Annotated in this window: 21 protein-coding genes and 1 CRISPR repeat array (1 of these 22 only partly in view); of the genes, 3 read left to right on the forward strand and 18 right to left on the reverse strand. The window is 40.1% G+C overall.

What is annotated here, in order from left to right; genetic code table 11:
- Positions 1-542: a CRISPR direct-repeat array (repeat unit 37 nt; unit sequence GTTTCAATCCCTAATAGGGATTTTGATGAATTGCAAT); it begins 1,086 nt to the left of the window's first position.
- Between the two features lie 268 nt (positions 543-810).
- The 5 genes from cas2 to V7K41_RS09870 all read right to left on the reverse strand — a co-directional run bounded on the left by cas2 (position 811) and on the right by V7K41_RS09870 (position 4,305).
- On the reverse strand, positions 811-1,098 hold the full coding sequence (gene cas2, locus V7K41_RS09850) for a CRISPR-associated endonuclease Cas2 (RefSeq protein WP_334847621.1): 288 nt from the start codon (positions 1,096-1,098) through the stop codon (positions 811-813).
- Positions 1,099-1,111: 13 nt separating this feature from the next.
- On the reverse strand, positions 1,112-2,116 hold the full coding sequence (gene cas1d / locus V7K41_RS09855) for a type I-D CRISPR-associated endonuclease Cas1d (RefSeq protein ID WP_334847623.1): 1,005 nt from the start codon (positions 2,114-2,116) through the stop codon (positions 1,112-1,114).
- Between the two features lie 117 nt (positions 2,117-2,233).
- Positions 2,234-2,827, reverse strand: a complete 594-nt coding sequence (cas4, locus tag V7K41_RS09860; RefSeq protein ID WP_334847625.1) for a CRISPR-associated protein Cas4 — start codon at positions 2,825-2,827, stop codon at positions 2,234-2,236.
- A 31-nt stretch (positions 2,828-2,858) separates the two neighbouring features.
- Positions 2,859-3,695, reverse strand: coding sequence for a CRISPR-associated endoribonuclease Cas6 (gene cas6 / locus V7K41_RS09865; protein WP_334847627.1), 837 nt, complete (start codon positions 3,693-3,695; stop codon positions 2,859-2,861).
- The gene (locus V7K41_RS09870; RefSeq protein WP_190894279.1) at positions 3,685-4,305 is read right to left on the reverse strand and encodes a 2OG-Fe(II) oxygenase; all 621 of its coding nucleotides are present in this window, start codon (positions 4,303-4,305) and stop codon (positions 3,685-3,687) included. Before V7K41_RS09870 ends, cas6 begins: the two co-directional genes overlap by 11 nt.
- A 105-nt stretch (positions 4,306-4,410) precedes the next feature.
- Here V7K41_RS09870 and V7K41_RS09875 point away from each other — a divergent pair, with 105 nt between their 5' ends.
- Positions 4,411-4,821, forward strand: coding sequence for a hypothetical protein (locus tag V7K41_RS09875; RefSeq protein ID WP_334847630.1), 411 nt, complete (start codon positions 4,411-4,413; stop codon positions 4,819-4,821).
- Here the strand turns inward: V7K41_RS09875 and cas5d are convergent, their stop codons facing one another.
- From cas5d to cas3, 9 genes are all read right to left on the reverse strand, one after another.
- A complete protein-coding gene (cas5d, locus tag V7K41_RS09880) occupies positions 4,822-5,529 on the reverse strand; it encodes a type I-D CRISPR-associated protein Cas5/Csc1 (RefSeq protein WP_334847632.1) in 708 nt (235 codons plus the stop codon).
- Positions 5,529-6,545 (reverse strand): type I-D CRISPR-associated protein Cas7/Csc2, encoded by a 1,017-nt coding sequence (gene cas7d / locus V7K41_RS09885; RefSeq protein ID WP_334847634.1) that lies wholly within the window; start codon positions 6,543-6,545, stop codon positions 5,529-5,531. The genes cas5d and cas7d overlap by 1 nt, the downstream gene beginning before the upstream one ends.
- Before the next feature lie 51 nt (positions 6,546-6,596).
- On the reverse strand, positions 6,597-9,962 hold the full coding sequence (gene cas10d, locus V7K41_RS09890; RefSeq protein WP_334847636.1) for a type I-D CRISPR-associated protein Cas10d/Csc3: 3,366 nt from the start codon (positions 9,960-9,962) through the stop codon (positions 6,597-6,599).
- Positions 9,955-10,398: a type VII toxin-antitoxin system HepT family RNase toxin gene (gene hepT / locus V7K41_RS09895; RefSeq protein ID WP_334847637.1), complete on the reverse strand. Its 444-nt coding sequence runs from the start codon at positions 10,396-10,398 to the stop codon at positions 9,955-9,957. Before hepT ends, cas10d begins: the two co-directional genes overlap by 8 nt.
- A complete protein-coding gene (gene mntA, locus V7K41_RS09900; protein WP_334847639.1) occupies positions 10,395-10,841 on the reverse strand; it encodes a type VII toxin-antitoxin system MntA family adenylyltransferase antitoxin in 447 nt (148 codons plus the stop codon). Before mntA ends, hepT begins: the two co-directional genes overlap by 4 nt.
- 38 nt (positions 10,842-10,879) lie before the next feature.
- Positions 10,880-11,899 (reverse strand): PDDEXK nuclease domain-containing protein, encoded by a 1,020-nt coding sequence (locus V7K41_RS09905; RefSeq protein WP_334847641.1) that lies wholly within the window; start codon positions 11,897-11,899, stop codon positions 10,880-10,882.
- A complete protein-coding gene (locus V7K41_RS09910) occupies positions 11,896-12,129 on the reverse strand; it encodes a DUF433 domain-containing protein (protein ID WP_334847643.1) in 234 nt (77 codons plus the stop codon). The genes V7K41_RS09905 and V7K41_RS09910 overlap by 4 nt, the downstream gene beginning before the upstream one ends.
- A gap of 269 nt (positions 12,130-12,398) precedes the next feature.
- A complete protein-coding gene (locus tag V7K41_RS09915; RefSeq protein ID WP_334847644.1) occupies positions 12,399-12,605 on the reverse strand; it encodes a hypothetical protein in 207 nt (68 codons plus the stop codon).
- A gap of 357 nt (positions 12,606-12,962) precedes the next feature.
- Positions 12,963-15,140, reverse strand: coding sequence for a type I-D CRISPR-associated helicase Cas3' (cas3, locus tag V7K41_RS09920; protein ID WP_334847646.1), 2,178 nt, complete (start codon positions 15,138-15,140; stop codon positions 12,963-12,965).
- Between the two features lie 98 nt (positions 15,141-15,238).
- Between cas3 and V7K41_RS09925 the strand changes: the two genes are divergently transcribed.
- A complete protein-coding gene (locus tag V7K41_RS09925; RefSeq protein ID WP_334847648.1) occupies positions 15,239-16,102 on the forward strand; it encodes a WYL domain-containing protein in 864 nt (287 codons plus the stop codon).
- Positions 16,103-16,133: 31 nt separating this feature from the next.
- Here the strand turns inward: V7K41_RS09925 and V7K41_RS09930 are convergent, their stop codons facing one another.
- The 4 genes from V7K41_RS09930 to V7K41_RS09945 are packed head-to-tail and all read right to left on the reverse strand — an operon-like array spanning position 16,134 to position 17,974.
- On the reverse strand, positions 16,134-16,508 hold the full coding sequence (locus V7K41_RS09930; protein ID WP_334847650.1) for a DUF5615 family PIN-like protein: 375 nt from the start codon (positions 16,506-16,508) through the stop codon (positions 16,134-16,136).
- The gene (locus V7K41_RS09935) at positions 16,505-16,765 is read right to left on the reverse strand and encodes a DUF433 domain-containing protein (protein WP_334847652.1); all 261 of its coding nucleotides are present in this window, start codon (positions 16,763-16,765) and stop codon (positions 16,505-16,507) included. Before V7K41_RS09935 ends, V7K41_RS09930 begins: the two co-directional genes overlap by 4 nt.
- Positions 16,766-16,784: 19 nt before the next feature.
- Complete coding sequence (locus V7K41_RS09940) at positions 16,785-17,069, reverse strand: DUF433 domain-containing protein (protein WP_334847653.1); 285 nt, start codon at positions 17,067-17,069, stop codon at positions 16,785-16,787.
- Between the two features lie 20 nt (positions 17,070-17,089).
- Positions 17,090-17,974 carry a fructosamine kinase family protein gene (locus V7K41_RS09945; protein ID WP_334847655.1) on the reverse strand — a complete coding sequence of 295 codons (885 nt, stop codon included), beginning with the start codon at positions 17,972-17,974 and terminating at the stop codon, positions 17,090-17,092.
- A gap of 119 nt (positions 17,975-18,093) precedes the next feature.
- Between V7K41_RS09945 and V7K41_RS09950 the strand changes: the two genes are divergently transcribed.
- Positions 18,094-18,252 (forward strand): hypothetical protein, encoded by a 159-nt coding sequence (locus V7K41_RS09950; RefSeq protein WP_334847656.1) that lies wholly within the window; start codon positions 18,094-18,096, stop codon positions 18,250-18,252.
- Positions 18,253-18,393: the final 141 nt, after the last annotated feature.

Consider the following 18,393-nt stretch of genomic DNA (forward strand, 5'->3'; position numbering starts at 1 on the left):
TTTCAATCCCTAATAGGGATTTTGATGAATTGCAATCGCATAAATTTTGGCTGGAATATCCCCTACTGCGTTTCAATCCCTAATAGGGATTTTGATGAATTGCAATGATATGCTGATGCTCATGTAAAATATGAAAATAGTGTTTCAATCCCTAATAGGGATTTTGATGAATTGCAATGGATAGATTCATTCCACCTAGAGGTGAATTTACAAGTTTCAATCCCTAATAGGGATTTTGATGAATTGCAATGTTACTTTTTGGTGTTAGAGCCACCTTTAGTAAAGTTTCAATCCCTAATAGGGATTTTGATGAATTGCAATGATTGTAGTCGCTACTCTCAAACAGCATTTAGCGGTTTCAATCCCTAATAGGGATTTTGATGAATTGCAATGCAAGATGAAAAGTTTACTTTATCTACATTCATGCAACTTTTGTTTCAATCCCTAATAGGGATTTTGATGAATTGCAATGTGTATGGTCGCGCCAAGTATCATTACATTTAGCGTTTCAATCCCTAATAGGGATTTTGATGAATTGCAATAGCGGGAGCCTGAAAGCCAAGCTGTATTTAGTTTTCAAGGTGCGGTTGCGCGATTCTGGAGCAATCATAGCATTAGAGAATTCGTTTGGAAAGAGCGCCAGGAAAATTTAAAGGCTGAAATCGTATTTTGATAAGCATTTCAGAGATTGCGCGGATGAAGATTAGGCGACTAATGGCTTGAAAGCCTTACTGGAGTTGGGATAGAAGCGCTTTTTTATGGCTGTGAAATTTATACACCTACCTTTCCGCGCATTAGAGATGCAAAAACCTAGCTAGAAGGAGACTCAGCAAAGAAAATTGTTTCGTCTCGTGGCTGTTCTCCGCCAATGCGTTCGACTTTTCGCTGACAACAGCCACAGAGAAAATAAAAACGAACGCTGTCAGTGTCGGGTTTAATTAGTTTAGCCAAACGCGATCGCAGTTTAGCATACTGAGTGGGAGTGATATCGCACTCAAACACACTCAGTTGCATCCATTGTCCGTAGGATTTGAGAACTGAATGGATTTTAGTCCGACGTTTATCTTCTGGAATGTCGTAGCTGACAACAATATACATGGGAGTGGGGGAGTTATTTGAGAATTAAAGGAGGATATTTATCGATTTCGTTCATCAGGTATTTCGCCAGTAACCTGGCTTGAATTTCAAAGGATTCTTGGTAGGTGCATTTGTTTCCCATGACTGGATGCTTGAAACTCGATTGTTTCTTTTGTTCGTAGGCGCGAAGAAATGTATGCAGTCCTTCTTTGGTTAAAGACACAGCACCACTGAGCGGTTCGGTGGTAAAGTCAGTTAGGGTTAGCGATCGCTTGTTAATCAGCGACAATACTACAGCATCCACTATTAAAGGACGAAATTCTTCCATCAAGTCTAAGGCTAGGGAAGGTCTACCATAACGCTCGACGTGTAAGTATCCTAGATAGGGATCGAAGCCAACAATATTTAAAGCACTTTGGACATCATGACGTAGTAATGTATACCCAAAACTCAGTAGAGCATTAACTGGATCGGTTGGTGGGCGGCGGCGTCTGGCTTCAAATTGAAATTCTGAGGTTTTAATTAGCTGTTGAAAGCAACCGAAATAGGCTGCACTACCGGCACCTTCTAAGCCTCTGAGGGAATCAATATTGTTTGTATTTTCGATTGGTGCGATCGCGTTTTCCAATCGAGTGATGTTATTATTCAAATCAGTATTAGGATGTTCTCGCTGAGTGCGAAGTAAGCTATGGCGGTAATTTTTTAATTTACCCCGCACAAATCCTCTGACTAAATGTATCGCTGCTTGTGATTCTCCCACAGCTTGCCATTGGGCTTTACGAACAAAGATATTTTTGGTAACTTCTGGTTCTAAACGCCCTAAATATCGTCCGTTTTGTGTAAGAAATGTTAAGCAAATATGACGTTCTAAAAGTTCACTGACGACGGCGGGAGAAATAGTAGCCCGGCCTAGTACTACAATTCCTTCTAGTTTAATTAAAGGGATATCCAAGATTGTTTTTTGTTCAGCTTTGACGGTGAGACGTTCATCAACTTTGCCGATAAAAGCATCGGCTTGTGTTACGTAAAGTGTTCCCATTTTTGATTCTTCCTAGTAATAATTGGTGCTTGATTAGATAATTTGTCTTTGAAGACGCGATAAATCGCGTCTCTACATCATGTTTTTGGGCTTATCTAAACTGTATTGGGGTATAATTTAATTTACTTCTTGATAACTTTTGACTTTATCAGTTGCTTTGGGCAAACATTGCGAATAAAGACTGCATCCTTGGCAGCGTTTGCTGTAAACTGGTTTTGGCATTACTCCTGTTTCTAGGAGATTTGTGACAGATTGAATAGTAGCGATCGCACTTTGCCGTAACTCTGCATTAATCTCTACTAATTGCCGTTGATGGGAGTGGGCATAATAGATATATCCAGTACTAACAGGTTGTCCTGTTATCTCTTCCAAACATAAGGCTTGGGCGCAAACTTGCAACTCATCGTTATCCCATTCGCCTTTGCGTCCCCGTTTGTATTCCACTGGATAAACTTGACCTGATTCTGCTTCAATTAAATCAGATTTGCCGATGAGTTTGTATTGCTCAGACTTCAGCCAAATTGCCCGAATTTGCCAGGTTTCTCCTCGCTGTATATCGCTTGTTGTGTGGACGCGATCGTGTAAAGTTGTACCTTCAATTGTGTATTGATTATCGGTAAACTCGCCTGCACAAAACATCCGCCAACAGCGATGCGGACAATAGGCATATTGATTCAATGCCGCAATGGAAACATATTCGGTTTGGTTCATAACTTAGATGGTTTTTAAATGATTATTGAAATTAGGGAGAATACAGCCGCCGCGTCATTCCCATACCCATTGTTGTTTTTCTACCGACACCACTATATAAAGCAAAGTCAGCTAAAGCGTTAATTTGCTTAATTTGGATCGGTTCAATTTCTCCCAAAATCTTATAGTTAACTTCGCCAATAATGCCAATAAATTTACTGCGGGAGTCAGCTAATATTTCTGTATGAATGTTGACAAAAGAAGGGAAAATGGACTCGATCGCAATCTGAGTAAATTCTATACCACTGTATTTATTCCACCGCGAAAGTAGGGAATTAAACACAGATTCTCTTGTAGGAAGGGTAGTATCATACTGTCCTTGACGGAAGGCGGTAGGCGTGGAGAAGCTAAGGTTAATGGAAGAATTGCCATCGCTAGCTTCTTCGTATAATTGAGCATAAGTACTGGCATTTGCCCAAGGTTGAATAGATTGGGGTGTGCCTTGAATGCTGGTAATATACAAGTCAGCCGGGCCAAGATGCCAAGGGCGATTGGGATTAAGATTTAGCCAGAGTTGGGTAAGTTTGCCAAATAGAGTGTCATCTAATAAAGAGATGCGCCACCAACAAGGTGTTCCGGCGGGAATGGGTTGTTGATGTGAATATTGCAATTTAGATCCCCCCCTACCCCCCTTCAAAAGGGGGGAGTTAGTTTGGAGGGGAGAAAGAGTGAAGGCTTTATCTGCGGTGGAATCGTGCAAGCGATCGCCTAAAGTGGTATCTACAGAACTAACGAGGGTTAAAAATAGAGCGTGGAGATGTCTACCTGTGAGATACTGTGGTGGAATGGGGGATTGAGGTAGCAAATTCAACACTAAACTATGAGGCATACTTTCTCTTTTTGGTTGTAGACTGAGTGCTTCTTGACTCCACAGTAAACTCAGGGATTTCCTGGAGTTCAGCATCACTCAAACTATACTGTTCACAAACTAAACTTAAGCGATTTCCTGGGGTTTTGACAGCGTTAACCGAATGGGTTAGATCGCCTTGAAAATAAACTAAAGTATTGAATTGGGGCTTAATTTGCCCAAGTTGGCGTTTGTGCGATCGCAATACCAATTCTCCCCCTTCCATATCCGCAGGTACGCGCACATAAAGCACACTGACAACCGCAGGTGGTTCAATGGTTTTGGAGTAGGAACGCAAAGAGCGATCGATATGCGGATCGACGCGGGAGCCTTCTTTTAGCTGTAAAGGATTGAGGTAAAAAGCATTACAATTTGGCTGGAGAGCTAAATCTAGGTAAGGCTTGAAGTAGGGAAACTGCTGTTCTACTTTTGCTAATCCAGAACGCTGAAATACTACGGAAAATCCTTTAGTGGCGACAAAATCGCGGTTGAGGTTGTTGATAGCAAAGTAAGGACAAGCTTGGATTTCTCCCCACAAGTTGTTTAGGTAATCGCTGGGGAAAGCGTTGGTTTGTTGTTGGTAGTGTTTCACGGGTGGGGAGCGATCGCTGAATGTGGTATCTAAAATTTTAAAGGCTGTCGAGTGATGATAGTAGTATTCTTTTAGGTGAGGAAAACTGCATAGGGAGAAAAACCAATGAAAATTGATGATTACAATGCAGCAAAAGCACTAACTGAAAAACTTCAACAGAACTTACCCATTAAAGCACGAGCAGGGAAGGAGTTTTTGAAGACATTAAAGCAAAAAAGAGTAAACGCCGATCCAGACAGAGAGTTTGAAATTGATTTCGTTAGTTTTTCAGGAGATGAAGGCGGGATTATGTGCGGACTAAAGGAGCCAAATAATCCCGAAAGCAAAGAAAAATATGTTTCTTCTATTACTCACCTAAAAATTGACTCTAATCATCCTCTAGCTGCTGAAGTGCAGGCTTACCAAAGCCAGCGAATACGTAAGTTAATGTCGCAAAATTCCAGAGGTTTTAAAGCAGAGCTAATGACATTAGAGCCAGCAAAAAATAAAACCCGTGGTAAAGGTTTTGGGAAGTAATTAACTCCGAAAACGATATTCTATCCGCGCTGGAATTTTCAAGTTTTGAATGCCATCAAAATGATAGTATTGACCTCGCATTTGGACATTCTGAATTAAGCTAACTGGAGGCATATTCACAACATCATAGCTAATTACTTGATTAGTGAACATGACATCTAAAGGATTTAATGGATGTGTACAAGTGAATATAGCTTCAGCAATTTTAGGTTTCGGTAATTGTTCAACCGTCACCTCAGCCTTGCTCATCCATTTACCCAAGCGAATCCACTTTGATAGTTTAAGTTCTTTTTGAGATATGACAAAAAACTCAAATCTACTTTCTGCTGCTATTTCCTTCGCTCTCCCAAAACTAGGGATATTTTTCTGTGTTTTCTCCATTTCAACGTGGTAGTTGTTATTAGCATACTTCCAGGTGTTGAGGATAGAAGAATGATTAAGCGATCGCGCCGGAGTTACGTAAATATTTTGTTGATTGAGTGGCGTTAAATGCTCCTCATATTTTGGCACTTGTTCAGGGCAAAAATAGCGATAAGAATGTTCTTCACCAACGGTAGTAGAGTAGATTTGGCTATCAACTAAACCCAGTGCATAACAGAGAGCATAATTGTGAATTATTGGCTCTGTTTCATACAATCGCCCGATTTCACGAGTTGCAAAATATAAGCTGTCGTGCAACTCCAATTGACAGCGATAAATAAACACCATTACTCTTTCCCCGCTTTAGCAGCAGTTTTCTTCTTGCTGATATGCTTCTTGGCATAATCTTTAGCTTCTGCATCAGCCTTTTGCAAGATTGCCTGAATCCCTTTTTCACTCCCTGTTAAAGTCTTGACTTCATTAATTAGAGATACAAAAGCATCACCAATTAAATCTGTATGGACAATAAATTCATCAGCCATTAATGCCTCGATAGCATTTTTAGCAGCACTAATCACATCATCTTCATCTAGTGGGTCGGGAGGATTTAGGGTATTATTAGATTTCATTTGGTCATATATTGCCTGAGTCCAACGCAGGTTACTGGTGATTTCTCCGTCCGCAAATACAACACCAATTAATTCATTCCTGACACGACCTGTACGGGTGGTTTGTGCTCCATAATGACGAGTTCGCAGAATATTATTAATAACGTAAAGGAAGCTAGCCTCGGTGGGGTCTTTCAAGGTGACAATACTAGGGAAGAAAACTTGCGGTCTAATATGGTCTTGTTGATTAATTCTACTGGTAACTTCACCAGCTTTAGAACCATTTTCACCCTTGGAAGCCATCGTGCCATTTTCATAAGGAGCGTTGAGGGTGAATGTTTCGTGTGATTCATCAAAAGCTGTAATTGAAAATGCCGTGTCTACCACAACTTTCGATTTTTCTGAGCCAGAGTCACCAATAGCAAAACCGTAAATGATGCAATCAGGATTATCCATTGCAAAATTCACGTTATATTCGCATTCTTCAGGCGTCATTAATCCGTAGTTACGCAGTAATTCCCGACCAACTAAACGCTCTGGTGTAGACTGCTTACGCTTGAACATTGACAAACGGCTAATTGTAGTTTTGTCTTTAACTCCAGCTCTTACCCGTGCTTTATTCAATTCTGCATCTGTCTGGAATAGTGGATAAGATTCGGTAATACGGATGGTCAAAAAATGAGCATATTTCCCCATTGGTTTGTAAGGAATTTCAGCTTGAAAGAATTTAGGTTCAACAGTTTTTAAAAGTGCCATGATTAATCTCCCAAAAATTATTTACTACTTGTTTACGTCTAGAAGAAGAATTTATTCCGGTTCATTAACATCATCTATTACAAGAATATTTTCATTTCTTCCTGCATTTTCTTTGTCATCTTCAAGACGGTAAAGAAACTCACAGGTATCTCGAATTAAGTTGAGTTGACGACCAGCTAAACGAGCGCGATCGCCTGCAAATGATTTATCAAATACCTCCACTACAAAATACTTGGCAAAATCTAGAACCGCCTGCCGTTCTTGTTCTCGTTTGCTCATGATCCAGCGTCCTTCAGCAGTAGAAGAATGAACCCGATCCATGAGTTTAAAAACTTCTGCTGCAACAGCCGCAACTAATGTTTCTCCCTGAAACACACTTGACTCAGCTTTGAGTATAGTTTCAGCCGCAATATCAATCGGTTTTAACACAGCATTAGACTTAGGATTATAACGCTTATTCGCTCGGTAAAATATGCGGTATAAATCTGTTAATTTCTTAGGGTGATTCAAACTTGATGCTTCTCCCACAACTAATTGCTCCATATTATTGTCATATTTCACATAAGGGTCAAAACAAGGATAAAAATGATAGGCATAAAGCCGAATTTTTTCAATTCGTGCTGTTTCTACTCCCTGGTTCCGTACCCAGCGATTGAGATAAGAAAAGACGTACAGTGGACTGGTTTCAAAATCTTTAGCCAGTTCTGTGAATCTTCCCCAATTGGCATCGTAACCAGACTTACCTTGCCTAGCATTCACATCTAAATGAATGGCGTAAGCGGCGGTAAGTACATTTAAAGGTGCTGGGTATTGGATACCGTTTTCATTCCATCCTTCGAGGATGTAGTCAAGACGGAAGCGATCGCGCCTTACTAAAGCACGGAAAGCATGAGGCGCACTATCAAGGAAAACGCTTTCCTCAAATTCAGCCCCATCATTAAAAGGTGGAATTGGCGACTCAGAAACCACAGTTTTAACATCTAAAATCATCGGGAAAGCAAACGCTAACCAAGTTGGCATTACCCAAGATTCGGTATCGGTACTGTCTCTTCCTGGTGGGAGCGCCATGAAGTAAAATGTTAAAGGCTGGTCTTCAGGATAGGAAAGCTTAAAGGTGCGGTCTTTGTCACGCTGGAGGTTTTCATCAATTAAGAAACTATCTACACTTTGGTAGCGATCGCGTCCCAAGTTCGCCTGTAAATCTTTACTGATAAAATGATTACGAACGCCCGTATCAAAGCGAGTTTGAGCGATACCGTTGTATGCTTTTTGCAAAAACTTGTTAGTCTCTGGAGTAAAGTAATAAGTGGGATAAAAGTAGAGATAGCGATATTTACCATCTTCAAATCGTTTACCTACAGCTTGAGTTTGATTCATCAGTATTTGCCTCAGCATCATCTCCACACCTGCAATACTGGAGATATTGCGTTTAGCGTTAGAACCTCCTAACATTTGCTTGTTTGTATAAACTTGAGGCGTAAATAAAACTGCTGATTCCATTTGCTCAGTAACACTGTAAGCAGAATGAGAAATTGAGCAGATTAGTTGTTTCCCTCGCCCTGATTTTTTCGCAGCATTGTAATTACCTAACTCATCTAAAAATGTTTCAACTTGAGTTTTAACAGATGGCTCTTGATTAGTACCTGGCAACATCACAACTCGTTTTACCCAGAGCCTTAAATCATCCCAACCATCAGGTAATTCATATTGAGAAATTATCGGATAAATTAAGCTTGTCAAGTAGTCAATGACCTTCTGACAAGTTTCGCGTACATCTTCAATTCCTGGATGATGCTCTAAATATTTAGCCGCCAGATAATACCATTCATAAGGTACTCCTCCGGTATTCCCTTTTAACTTGTTTTCTTTGAGACTTTCGTTAATGCGTTGAATTTCTCTAATTTGGGGTAAACATTCTGCTAAATTCCAAAATTCTGCAACTTTGTGAGTTAAATCAAAATCAGGAACTGCTGGCAGCTTTTTATCTTTCTTACGAGCCGAATCAACGCGATTCACTGTCTCTTCCCAAATCTTCCGGCTAACTAAATCACCAAACTCTGCTATTTGGTCAATACGGATATCGTCTTCAAATTTGAAGTCATAATCAGCAGATAAAACATTTTGTTGCTGAAACTTATTCAGATTTTCGCTGCGACTTTTGGCAACAGAATCTTTGTTAGGATTTAAGATGCGTAATGTAGCATCTAAGGCTACTTTCATCAAGCCTATGTCATCAAAAAATAAGTTGTAATATTCGGCATATTTCATGCCTTTGCCATCTCTACCAAATCCTGTTTGTCTGAGACGTAATTGACCTGCACAAAGCGATTTAATACTGTTAACTACACGGTCTGGTAAATCTTCCGGCGAGATAGGTGGAGCATTGCGCGAAGCTAAGTAAATCACGCCTGTTGGCAGATATAACAAAGGTTCATAGTAAATATCTTCATCAGTATTCAGACTGATATGAGCCTGGATTAAAGCATTGTTCACCACATTAGTTAAAACACCACGGTTTTCAGCAATACTGTGATAGGTAAACTTTAATTGTCCATCACTGAGGCTGTGGATGATTTCTTTGAGTCTAGGATGTTCTGCATCCTGGGGATGTTTAACAATTGAGGCGAGAGAATCAGCCAAACAAGTTAAATCAGATAAACTGCGAAGGGTACGGTCTTTCAGAAGAGGATTCAACCCGAATTCAGAAAAATTCCAGTTAGTATCCCAACGGCGTTGAGCATTATAAGCCATGCACAACAAATCATCTAGATACTCTCGATAAGCTTCAGGATTTTCTGGATTTATAAAGTTATCCAGTCCTAACTGGCGAACTTTTTGATCAATAATTTCACGATGTTCTGTTAACGGTAGCTTGCGGCAGTTTTCAGGTACATCAGGAAACTTTTCAAAATCATGTAAAATAAATCCAGCAATTACTAATCTGCGCTCTCGTTCTTTTACCACTCGCTGCACTGTGGTATTAAGTTGTTCTAAACGTTTCTCAATTAAATTAGCTGGGAATAATCCATTAAGTAAGTGAGTATTCAGTGATTGGTCAGCAGCATTATCTCGTCTGACTTTAGTTTTTCCTTCAGCTTCTCGCTGTTGATCAATTTCATCAAAAAACTTACCACCTTTCGCCGTGACACCAATGGCTATCCTCAACAGATTTGGTAAAACATACTCGGCAAAGTCTGCCATTACCTTATCATCTGGATTTTGAGATTGAATAGCTTCACGCAATAGTTTAAGTGTTAATAATTCGCCTTCGGTTTCAATAGTGCGGTCTGAAGAATCGCCATCAAAACCAAAATTACCTGATAACCAATTATCATCTAATTCCTCCAACTGCTCATTGTTATTTTCAAACAAAGACAGTTGTTTATTTTCTTCTCTTTTGTCTGTTTTTTTAGTCATTATCTATATCCAATGAAATCAAATAGTTATTTATTTGTCGCACGTAAAGCGGATATTGTTGTAATGCAAAACTAATTGATTTAAAAACTTCCCTCGGATCTATTTCGTCATATTCATGAACAAGACGATTTCTTAATCCTGATGATGGTGCTATTTTTCTGGCTAATTCAGGAGTAATTACATCATATTTACCAAGGCTGATAAAAGACTCAAAGTTAGTTTCTGACTTTCCTGGATTTAGCTTTGATAATATGTGGTCGTTGATATCTATCGCTGCTTGAGTCATTAATTGCAGCAGTCTTTCGACAATAAGTTGTTGACGAAAATCATTTAAAAATTCATCAAGGCTAATAGAGCTAAACTCCTCTAAAGTGTTGTAGTATTTGGTAATTAACTTTAATCTAACCAAAACTATCTCAGGATCTATATTACTCATACTCCCCACTTATCTAGTGCTATTTCAATTTTTTTATGTTGTTCTTGCCGGAATTTCTTCAACTCTGATTCTGACTTTAATGAATTTAATCTAAATGTTTCAAATTCTCCAGGATATTTTTCAAACATCATAATCCCGTCACGAGCAACGAAATGAGCAATTAACCAAGAACAATGATTTAGTTCTAAAATGTCAATTTGATCAGAGTTTATATTGAATTGTTTGCCAAGAACCATAGGTAATTCAAACCAAAGGAAACCATTATCTTTTACATAAGCCTCACGCTTTTCTTGATCGCACAAGACAGCAAAATCCCAGTCACTCTTAGCGTTGATGTTACCAGTAGCTCTAGAACCAAACAGAATTAACATTTTGAGATAGGGAATTTTCTCAGGAAGTTGTTGAGCCAATTCTCTAAGTTCTGTAATTGTTGGTGTTTTCATGTCAGTATTCCTATTAACCGTTATCTAATTCGCAATTTTTATTCCACTCCTTCTAACAGTTTAGCAACTTGCTCTGGAGCCGGAAGTTGATTTTTTAATTCTTGAGGCAATGTAGAAAATAGTTTATAAGTTGCTATACCAATTGGTTTATTCGATTCTCTCAGTGCATACTCAACAATAGTTTTATCCTTAGATTTGCAAAGAATAATTCCGATTGAGAGATTTTCGTCTGGGAATCGAGATAAATCATCTAAAGCCGCCAGATAAAATTGCATTTTTCCCACATACTCAGGTAGGAACTCTCCAGTTTTTAACTCAATCGCAACTAGACATTTTAATTGGCGGTGATACAGTAACAGGTCAATAAAAAATTCTTTATCGCCAACTTCTAAGCGATACTGACTGCCAACAAAAGTAAACCGCCCACCCATTTCTTGCAAGAATGGTTCAACTCTTGCCAAAATTGCCTGTTCTAGCTGTCGTTCACTGTGTTCATCTGCTAATTCCAAGAAATCAAAAGTATATTCATCTTTGACAGCTAGTTTTAATTGGTTACGAATCTCTGCTGGAACAGTTTTATCAAAGTTAGTCTGATTCAACAGAGTCTTTTCATAGGTTTGATTTTCAATTTGGTGAATCAAAACATTCTTTGTCCAGCCAAATTTACGAGTCATTCTGATATAGAATTCCCGTTCTAGGTCATCTTTGCACTTCTCTACAATGACCAGATTGTGAGTCCATCCAATTTCTCGCACCATTGGTGCGAGTTTTTCATTGTTGACATAGGATTCATAAAAAAGCCTCATCCGCCAGAGGTTAGCAGCAGAAAATCCGCTAATTCCTGGAAACTCTGCTTGTAAGTCTTTTGCTAACTGTTCTACTACGGATTTTCCCCAACTAGCGCCCTGCTGTTGAGTAACAATTATCTGTCCAATGTCCCAGTAGAGGTTAATCATTTCTCGATTAACTGCTTTTAGTGCTTCGTACTGGGCTGAACGAATACGCTGTTTTAGTTCCATTAGCAAATTTCTGTAATCGTCTGAAATGGGATTACTCATAGCGAAAAAGGTTCAACTCGTTCATCACCAACTAGCCGACGCGCGTAGACTAAACAGGCTTGCACATCTTCCCGTTCTAACCAGGGTTCTAGCAAAGTTTCGATCGTGTCTCCCGCCGCCAGCATCTCTAAAATATGTTCAACAGCAAGACGACGGCCTCGAATAATTGGTTTACCACTAAAAATTTTGGGGTTGACTGTAATTCTTTCTAAAAGATGTTGCTCATTCATGGGTTATGTCAGGTAAGGAATTGTTTATCTTTGCCAATCATATTTTTACGTTCAGAAAAGAAGGAAGCCTTCATAAAACTAACTGCTTCAAGATTTTGATGTATACCAGACTTGTACCCAGCTATCTACCACAAGTTTTGCTTTGTAGTTTTAGGGGGTTGAGACTAATTACGCCTGAACTTAATGCCGTAACCTACTGATAAGCTTCCCTCTGTGGCAAAAAATTCTCTGTTTAACCACGAAATTCGCTAATAGCGCATTAATATCGGTTAAAATTTGGGCAATCGATACTTGTGTTTGAGTCCAACTCGCTCTCTGACTATTGGAAAGCCTTTTTTGTCACGAGCTTTATCTACAGCATCTCCAAAGCGCCAACCCACTTTATCGGGTTGAGCTAGTTCATCGCCCCAGTGCCATTCACCATCTGCTAAGACTTCAATTAATAGCTCAACCTTGGTCTTCTTACGTTTTTGCATCTTTCAATCTTTAAAGTAACTTTACATACAGCCCATTAGAACGGATAGTTCTTTTAACTACCAGCCTTAGTAATCGCATACCCAAAAACTAACTTAAGCGAAAGCCGATTGCAATATATTTAATCCAATAAGTTATCAGACATATTTAACGTGATAAATATCTAGTCAAATAAGTCAGCACTTGATGGCGGTTACTTTCCTTTACTATCTGCTACTCTCAGATCAGACGGAGACTCACCATAGAAATAAGGTGAGATTACTAATCCCTATCAGGGATTGAAATAAATACGTCTGAACTTACTGGCGTAAGCTTTTTCTCCGTTACACTAACCAAAATCCCTATTAGGGATGGAAACCTCAAGTAATCCATATCTCATCTCCTTTGCTTTTAAACGTGTATGCAAGCGTGTCCAGCAGCAGTGCAGAGTGACCAAAAGCGATCGCATACGGCGCAGTAGCATCATGAAAGCTATACTGATCGCTGATGCCATAAATCTGAAAATTCATTGGTAGCTTGAGCCGCATCCGCACTTCAGTCACCGGACGACGAATTATGTAACAAACCAAACCCTCTTTTTTCAAACGTTTGTTAATTCCCCCAGTCCATTGATTTTCAGGTTGCCAAATTTCTAGACCAGCCAAAACCTGGACTTTCCAAACATCAGCTATTGATTGTAAGTCGCCAGAATAGGTAAACTTCCAGTTCAGTCTTTCTTCGCGGTAAGAACGTAACTTCATAAATGCCAGACAATGAGCAAATCTACCTTTGGCGATGGGTTGTCCGGTGCGTTCTGCGGTTGCTTTGAGCGTCCGTATGAATGCCGCCTCCGTCCACATTTCAATCTCTAAATTGCCCAAAACCCCCGGTAAATCGTAGGTTTTGAACCTGTCTGCCTCGTTTTCTTCGGTTAAATCATACAAACCACATTGCAAAGGACTTGAACCTCGAAAACTAGCAGCATCCTCAGCAATAGGATTTCCTGATTTACTGGAAAGTTCTTGCCAGTCTCTCGCCCATCCTTTAATGCGCCCAGCTTGTGACTTCAAACTCGCTTCAAATACTTCCTCACAGGCTTCTTGAAACTTGTCTCGGCTTTGGGCATACTGTTGTTTAATTGTGCGATCGCTCAACTGATAACATAGCCAAAATGATTGCACAGCCCCCCATCGACGATAATAACCACGAAAATCGTTGATTTGTCGATAATTCTCGGTAATTGTATTGTGAAAAGAGGGGCGCTCGCAAATACTATTTACCTCTAAAGATGGAGTATCTACTTTAAATAAACGCTCCACTAAGAAGTTAGGAACTAGAGCAAAAGCTGTAAAATTATCAAATTTTATTTTCTGACCATGTTTCTCATATTCGTCATGCCTTCCTAAGCGTCCTAAACGTTGGATAAAGTTACCTGCATCGGATGATTCAAAAATTAGGAAATTGATTTTGAAATCAACCCCAACATCAATTGTGCTAGTACCAATCACCAAGTCAGCAGAAAGACTTCGCTCCTTTTCTCCTTTTCCCGATAGCCCTGTATTCTCTCCAACTTTCAATCCGTAAGGCTGTAAGATTTCCCGAAAAAATTGAGTTAGGCGTTTGACTGCTGCAATTGAGTTAAGGATGATTGCGCCTTTACTTCCTGGATACTGCTGAAACTGAGCCAAAATTAACTCACTATTTTCTTTTAGCCAGGTTTCCGAAGCTTTAAAGGATGGTTCCAAAGGAATAAAATTCAACGTAATTGTTCGTGCTACCTGCCGCCATCCCTGTGTTTGCAGTTGCTGTCCTTGTTCTGGTGTATCGGGAAATTGATATTTATTTTGTTTTAGAGGATCAATTTCTTGACAACGAAATCCTGCTTTTTCTAATCGCCCAATTAAGTTTGTATCTGGTGTGGCTGAGATAAACAGAAATTTTTTGCGGCGATTTGTACAGCGAATTAACAACATTGTATTAATCACACTGGCAATTTGGGGAGCAGCAAAAACGTGGAATTCATCAAAAATAAATAAGTCAAAATCTTTATCAATTCTGCCCCATAACTTATCTGGACTATCGCCACGAATTATGTAAGCACCTCTATGCAGGTAGTGAAAAATATCAGGGTTGGTTAATAATGCTTCTCTCTGGTTAGTGAGAGTTGCGATCGCAGCTCCTTTTTTCAATCCCTCATTTTCTCCATAAATCTCTAAATCAGCCCCACTTAGTCGCACTACACGCGGCTGATTTTCTGGCTGAAATTTCTCAATATATCCTCTAATCTGCGTTTCTTGATCGCGGGCGAGTTCATTGGTTGGGTAAAGTCCGATCGCAGAAAATTCGCCCTGAAGAACCTCTAAGTAAGCCGCGAGACTTTTACCATCGCCAGTCATCGCAGTGTTGAACACAACATCAATATTTGGATCGCGTAACGCTTCTAAAGTTGCGGCTTGATGCCAAGAAAGTAACCAATTTTTAGGTAATTTCACCCCGTCAGGTGTTGGGACGGTTTGCGAGTAAACAGGTTTGAGAGTAATTCTGTAATTTTCGGACATACACTTAAATAGTGTCCGTAACTGGTTGTTAAAAACTATATTGGCACGCAAAATAGAGATTGACAAGATTTATAAGTATAAAAGTGTCCGTATAAAATATGAGTCGAAAAGGTCAATCTATTACACTGTCGATATCAGAACGTGATAAAGCCGAGCTAGAAGCGATCGCCTTAGAATTCGGTATGATGTGGGGCGATCGCCCGAACATCTCTAAACTGATAGAAGCGATCGCTCAACGTCAGTTACTCATCGGTAACAATAACGATTGGAAAAAACCACGCATCAGGGCATTACATAGATGTATCAGTGCTTTGACAGATATCGGGCAAATTGAACAAGCCCAAATCATTGCAAACTTACTTCTCGAACGCAGCGAACTATCATTACCTCTGCGAGGCGAAATCGAACGTTTCTTAGAGAATTTGCCCCCAGCTTGGCGATTACAAATAGATAACTACATCCTGCGAAACCAACCATTTCAGCTTTCTTATCAAGATGCAGCCGGACGCTTATTAAACTTTACCGTTCGCTATGCCAAACCTACACCCCACGAAAAGCGGCAATATCTTGATTGCTGGTGCGAAGAAACAGAAGGAAACTTTGATGTATCAGAACTGGTTCACAACTGGAGTTTACGATTAGACAGGATTACTGAAGCTGCTGTCATGCCAATTTCTGGTGATTGGCGAAATTTGGCTGAGATAGAAGTGGAAATGCATCTATTTGCTGGCTTGGCTTTTGCCTATCAAGCAAAACCAGAAGACAATATTAATGAGTGGATACCAGATAAAGCGCGAGTCCGGCGAGTTGTTAGGCGAGTATCTAGTACATTTTGGTTTATGCGGGAAGTGATGCAGTATGCGCCAGATTGTGTAGTGATATTACCTGAAAATGTGCGCGATCGCCTCAAACAAAAACTCCTTACCTTATGCCAGTTATACGATATCGAAACCAGTAGTTAAGTCTTGTGGGTAGGACGAAAAGCCTGCCCTCTTAGATATCTGGCTCAATCGGTCGATATTCCTGAATGCTTCCCCTCTGAATAATCCATAACTTCCCAGTTACTTCTGCGGCATTTAGCCCCTGAATCAGTGTCTCTATTGCTTCTTGCCAAAATACAAAATTAGGATGAGAAGGTAAGCGAATAATCACAATTCCTGAATAGTCAGAGGGATTGTATTTTAGACGATTTCCAAATCCGCGATCGCAAGTAACTAAACATCTACCTTCATGGCGACAAACATCAATAATTTCTGGATCTGGTACAGAACTTAAACCTTGTCCTGGTACTGTTGCAACATCGTGTCCTGCTAATTGCAATAAAGTTACAACACGCAAGTCGATATTTTCATCTAGCTTTAATTTCACGCACTTGCTTCCTTTTTTTTTATCAAAGGAAGTTCCACAAAAACATCCCGCGCCATTTCTGCACCGTAAGCAATACAAGCCAGTACATCTTCTCTTTCTATACTTGGATAAGCCTCAAGAACTTCTTCAATTGTTGTACCACCAGCTAAATAGTCCAAAATTAGTGATACCCAAATACGGTGTCCGCGAATGCACGGTTTACCGAAACAAATGTTCGGATCGATGGAAATGCGAGAAAGCAAATCATTGTTATTCATACAGCTTTACTTCTACAATTTAATTCTTCCTGTGCTGTGCGTAATATGCCCATGCTGCCGTTAAATCATCTTTAGTGAGGGTGGGATAATTATGCAGCAATTCTGCATCATCTGCTCCTTGCTGGCGGAAAGCTACTAATGTCCACACAGGAATGCGGGTGTTGCGAATCCGTGGTTGTCCACCACAAACACCTGGAGTTAATTGAATTGCCAAACTGTTGAGGCGTTCTTGCAGTAAAAGACGTTCTTCCAGAGTGAGGGAGGTGATGATTTGCAGGAGTAAATCGACCAATCGTGTGTTCATTTGTTTCTGCAATCCTCTACTTAGTGCAAAATCTGGTCAATCATCCGGTTGGCTTGCGAACTATAACTACCGCCAAATAAATTGAAGTGATTCAAAATGTGATACAGGTTATAGAGCGTTTTTCTGTGTTCATAACCTGCATCTAACGGAAATACCTCGTTGTAACCTTTGTAAAACGCTGCTGGGAACCCACCAAACAATTCTGTCATGGCGATATCAACTTCTCTATCTGCAAAATAAGTTGCTGGATCGAATATCGCTGGTTCTCCCGACGCAGTACACCCAGCATTTCCGCCCCATAAATCGCCATGTACCAAGGAAGGTTGCACTTGACGATTTGCCAACAATTCAGGAATCGCCGCTAATAACTTATCTTCTTTAGGGAAATTACCTCCCCGCCGCCTTGCTAATTGAAATTGATAACCCAGGCGATATTTAACATAAAATTCCACCCAGTCTGCTGTCCAAGTATTGATTTGGGGTGTGGAACCAATGGTATTGTTAATTTTCCAACCAAAACCTTGACTGCTGCTAGCTTTATGCATCGCTGCCAATTTGCGCCCCATTTCTTCCCATCGCGGAGCGTCTCGTAGAGAGGATTTAGTATTACCGCTACCAAGTTCTAACCATTCCAGGACGATGTAGCTAGAATTATCAGCAGTACCCCAGCAAATTGGTTTGGGAACGCGAATACTAGCTGTTGCTAGCATTTGCTCTAAACCCAACGCCTCAGCTTCAAACATCGCAACTTGGAATGCTTGGTTTAGCTTGAGGAAGTAGGTTATCTCACCATTGGAAACAGCATAACCTTGGTTGATACACCCGCCACCAACCGATCGCCGTTGCTGACTTTGAAATTTTTCGCCAGTCACCTGGCTAATATGGGTGTCGATTTGAGTCCACATGATTAAATTGGGGAGTGGGGATGAGGGAACAGGGGACAAGGGGACAGGGGGAGATAAACTTTCAAGGGTAGGTGTTTAAGAAAGTCGCCAAATGAAGGTATGATAGCGAACTGAAGCTTGTGGGCAAAAACCACTCTCTTCAAGAGGAGCGATCGCAACAAGTATTATCGCAAAGTTTAGCGATCGCCAAGCTTGTAAATTCTACCGCAGATATTAGGGAAACCTTCTTAAGATTGGGGAATACCGCTAGAGTAGGGAAGATTTTAAAGCCGCCTTAGAATTTTATCAACAAGCAAGTGCAATTGGTGGCGAGCATACTGAATTAGAAGCACTCCTTAACCAACTCAGCCTTTTAATAAAAACTGAGCAAAATCCAGATGCACTAGTATTATTACCCCAAATTCAAGAACGTCTTGCTA

Source organism: Nostoc sp., from assembly GCF_036917415.1.
GTDB lineage: Bacteria > Cyanobacteriota > Cyanobacteriia > Cyanobacteriales > Nostocaceae > Nostoc.

Coding starts and splice junctions, on each gene's coding strand:
- cas2 (WP_334847621.1), bottom strand. CDS start 1,098: ATGTATATTGTTGTCAGCTACGACATTCCAGAAGATAAACGTCGGACT.
- cas1d (WP_334847623.1), bottom strand. CDS start 2,116: ATGGGAACACTTTACGTAACACAAGCCGATGCTTTTATCGGCAAAGTT.
- cas4 (WP_334847625.1), bottom strand. CDS start 2,827: ATGAACCAAACCGAATATGTTTCCATTGCGGCATTGAATCAATATGCC.
- cas6 (WP_334847627.1), bottom strand. CDS start 3,695: ATGCCTCATAGTTTAGTGTTGAATTTGCTACCTCAATCCCCCATTCCA.
- V7K41_RS09875 (WP_334847630.1), top strand. CDS start 4,411: ATGAAAATTGATGATTACAATGCAGCAAAAGCACTAACTGAAAAACTT.
- cas5d (WP_334847632.1), bottom strand. CDS start 5,529: ATGGTGTTTATTTATCGCTGTCAATTGGAGTTGCACGACAGCTTATAT.
- cas7d (WP_334847634.1), bottom strand. CDS start 6,545: ATGGCACTTTTAAAAACTGTTGAACCTAAATTCTTTCAAGCTGAAATT.
- cas10d (WP_334847636.1), bottom strand. CDS start 9,962: ATGACTAAAAAAACAGACAAAAGAGAAGAAAATAAACAACTGTCTTTG.
- hepT (WP_334847637.1), bottom strand. CDS start 10,398: ATGAGTAATATAGATCCTGAGATAGTTTTGGTTAGATTAAAGTTAATT.
- mntA (WP_334847639.1), bottom strand. CDS start 10,841: ATGAAAACACCAACAATTACAGAACTTAGAGAATTGGCTCAACAACTT.
- V7K41_RS09905 (WP_334847641.1), bottom strand. CDS start 11,899: ATGAGTAATCCCATTTCAGACGATTACAGAAATTTGCTAATGGAACTA.
- V7K41_RS09910 (WP_334847643.1), bottom strand. CDS start 12,129: ATGAATGAGCAACATCTTTTAGAAAGAATTACAGTCAACCCCAAAATT.
- V7K41_RS09915 (WP_334847644.1), bottom strand. CDS start 12,605: ATGCAAAAACGTAAGAAGACCAAGGTTGAGCTATTAATTGAAGTCTTA.
- cas3 (WP_334847646.1), bottom strand. CDS start 15,140: ATGTCCGAAAATTACAGAATTACTCTCAAACCTGTTTACTCGCAAACC.
- V7K41_RS09925 (WP_334847648.1), top strand. CDS start 15,239: ATGAGTCGAAAAGGTCAATCTATTACACTGTCGATATCAGAACGTGAT.
- V7K41_RS09935 (WP_334847652.1), bottom strand. CDS start 16,765: ATGAATAACAATGATTTGCTTTCTCGCATTTCCATCGATCCGAACATT.
- V7K41_RS09940 (WP_334847653.1), bottom strand. CDS start 17,069: ATGAACACACGATTGGTCGATTTACTCCTGCAAATCATCACCTCCCTC.
- V7K41_RS09945 (WP_334847655.1), bottom strand. CDS start 17,974: ATGTGGACTCAAATCGACACCCATATTAGCCAGGTGACTGGCGAAAAA.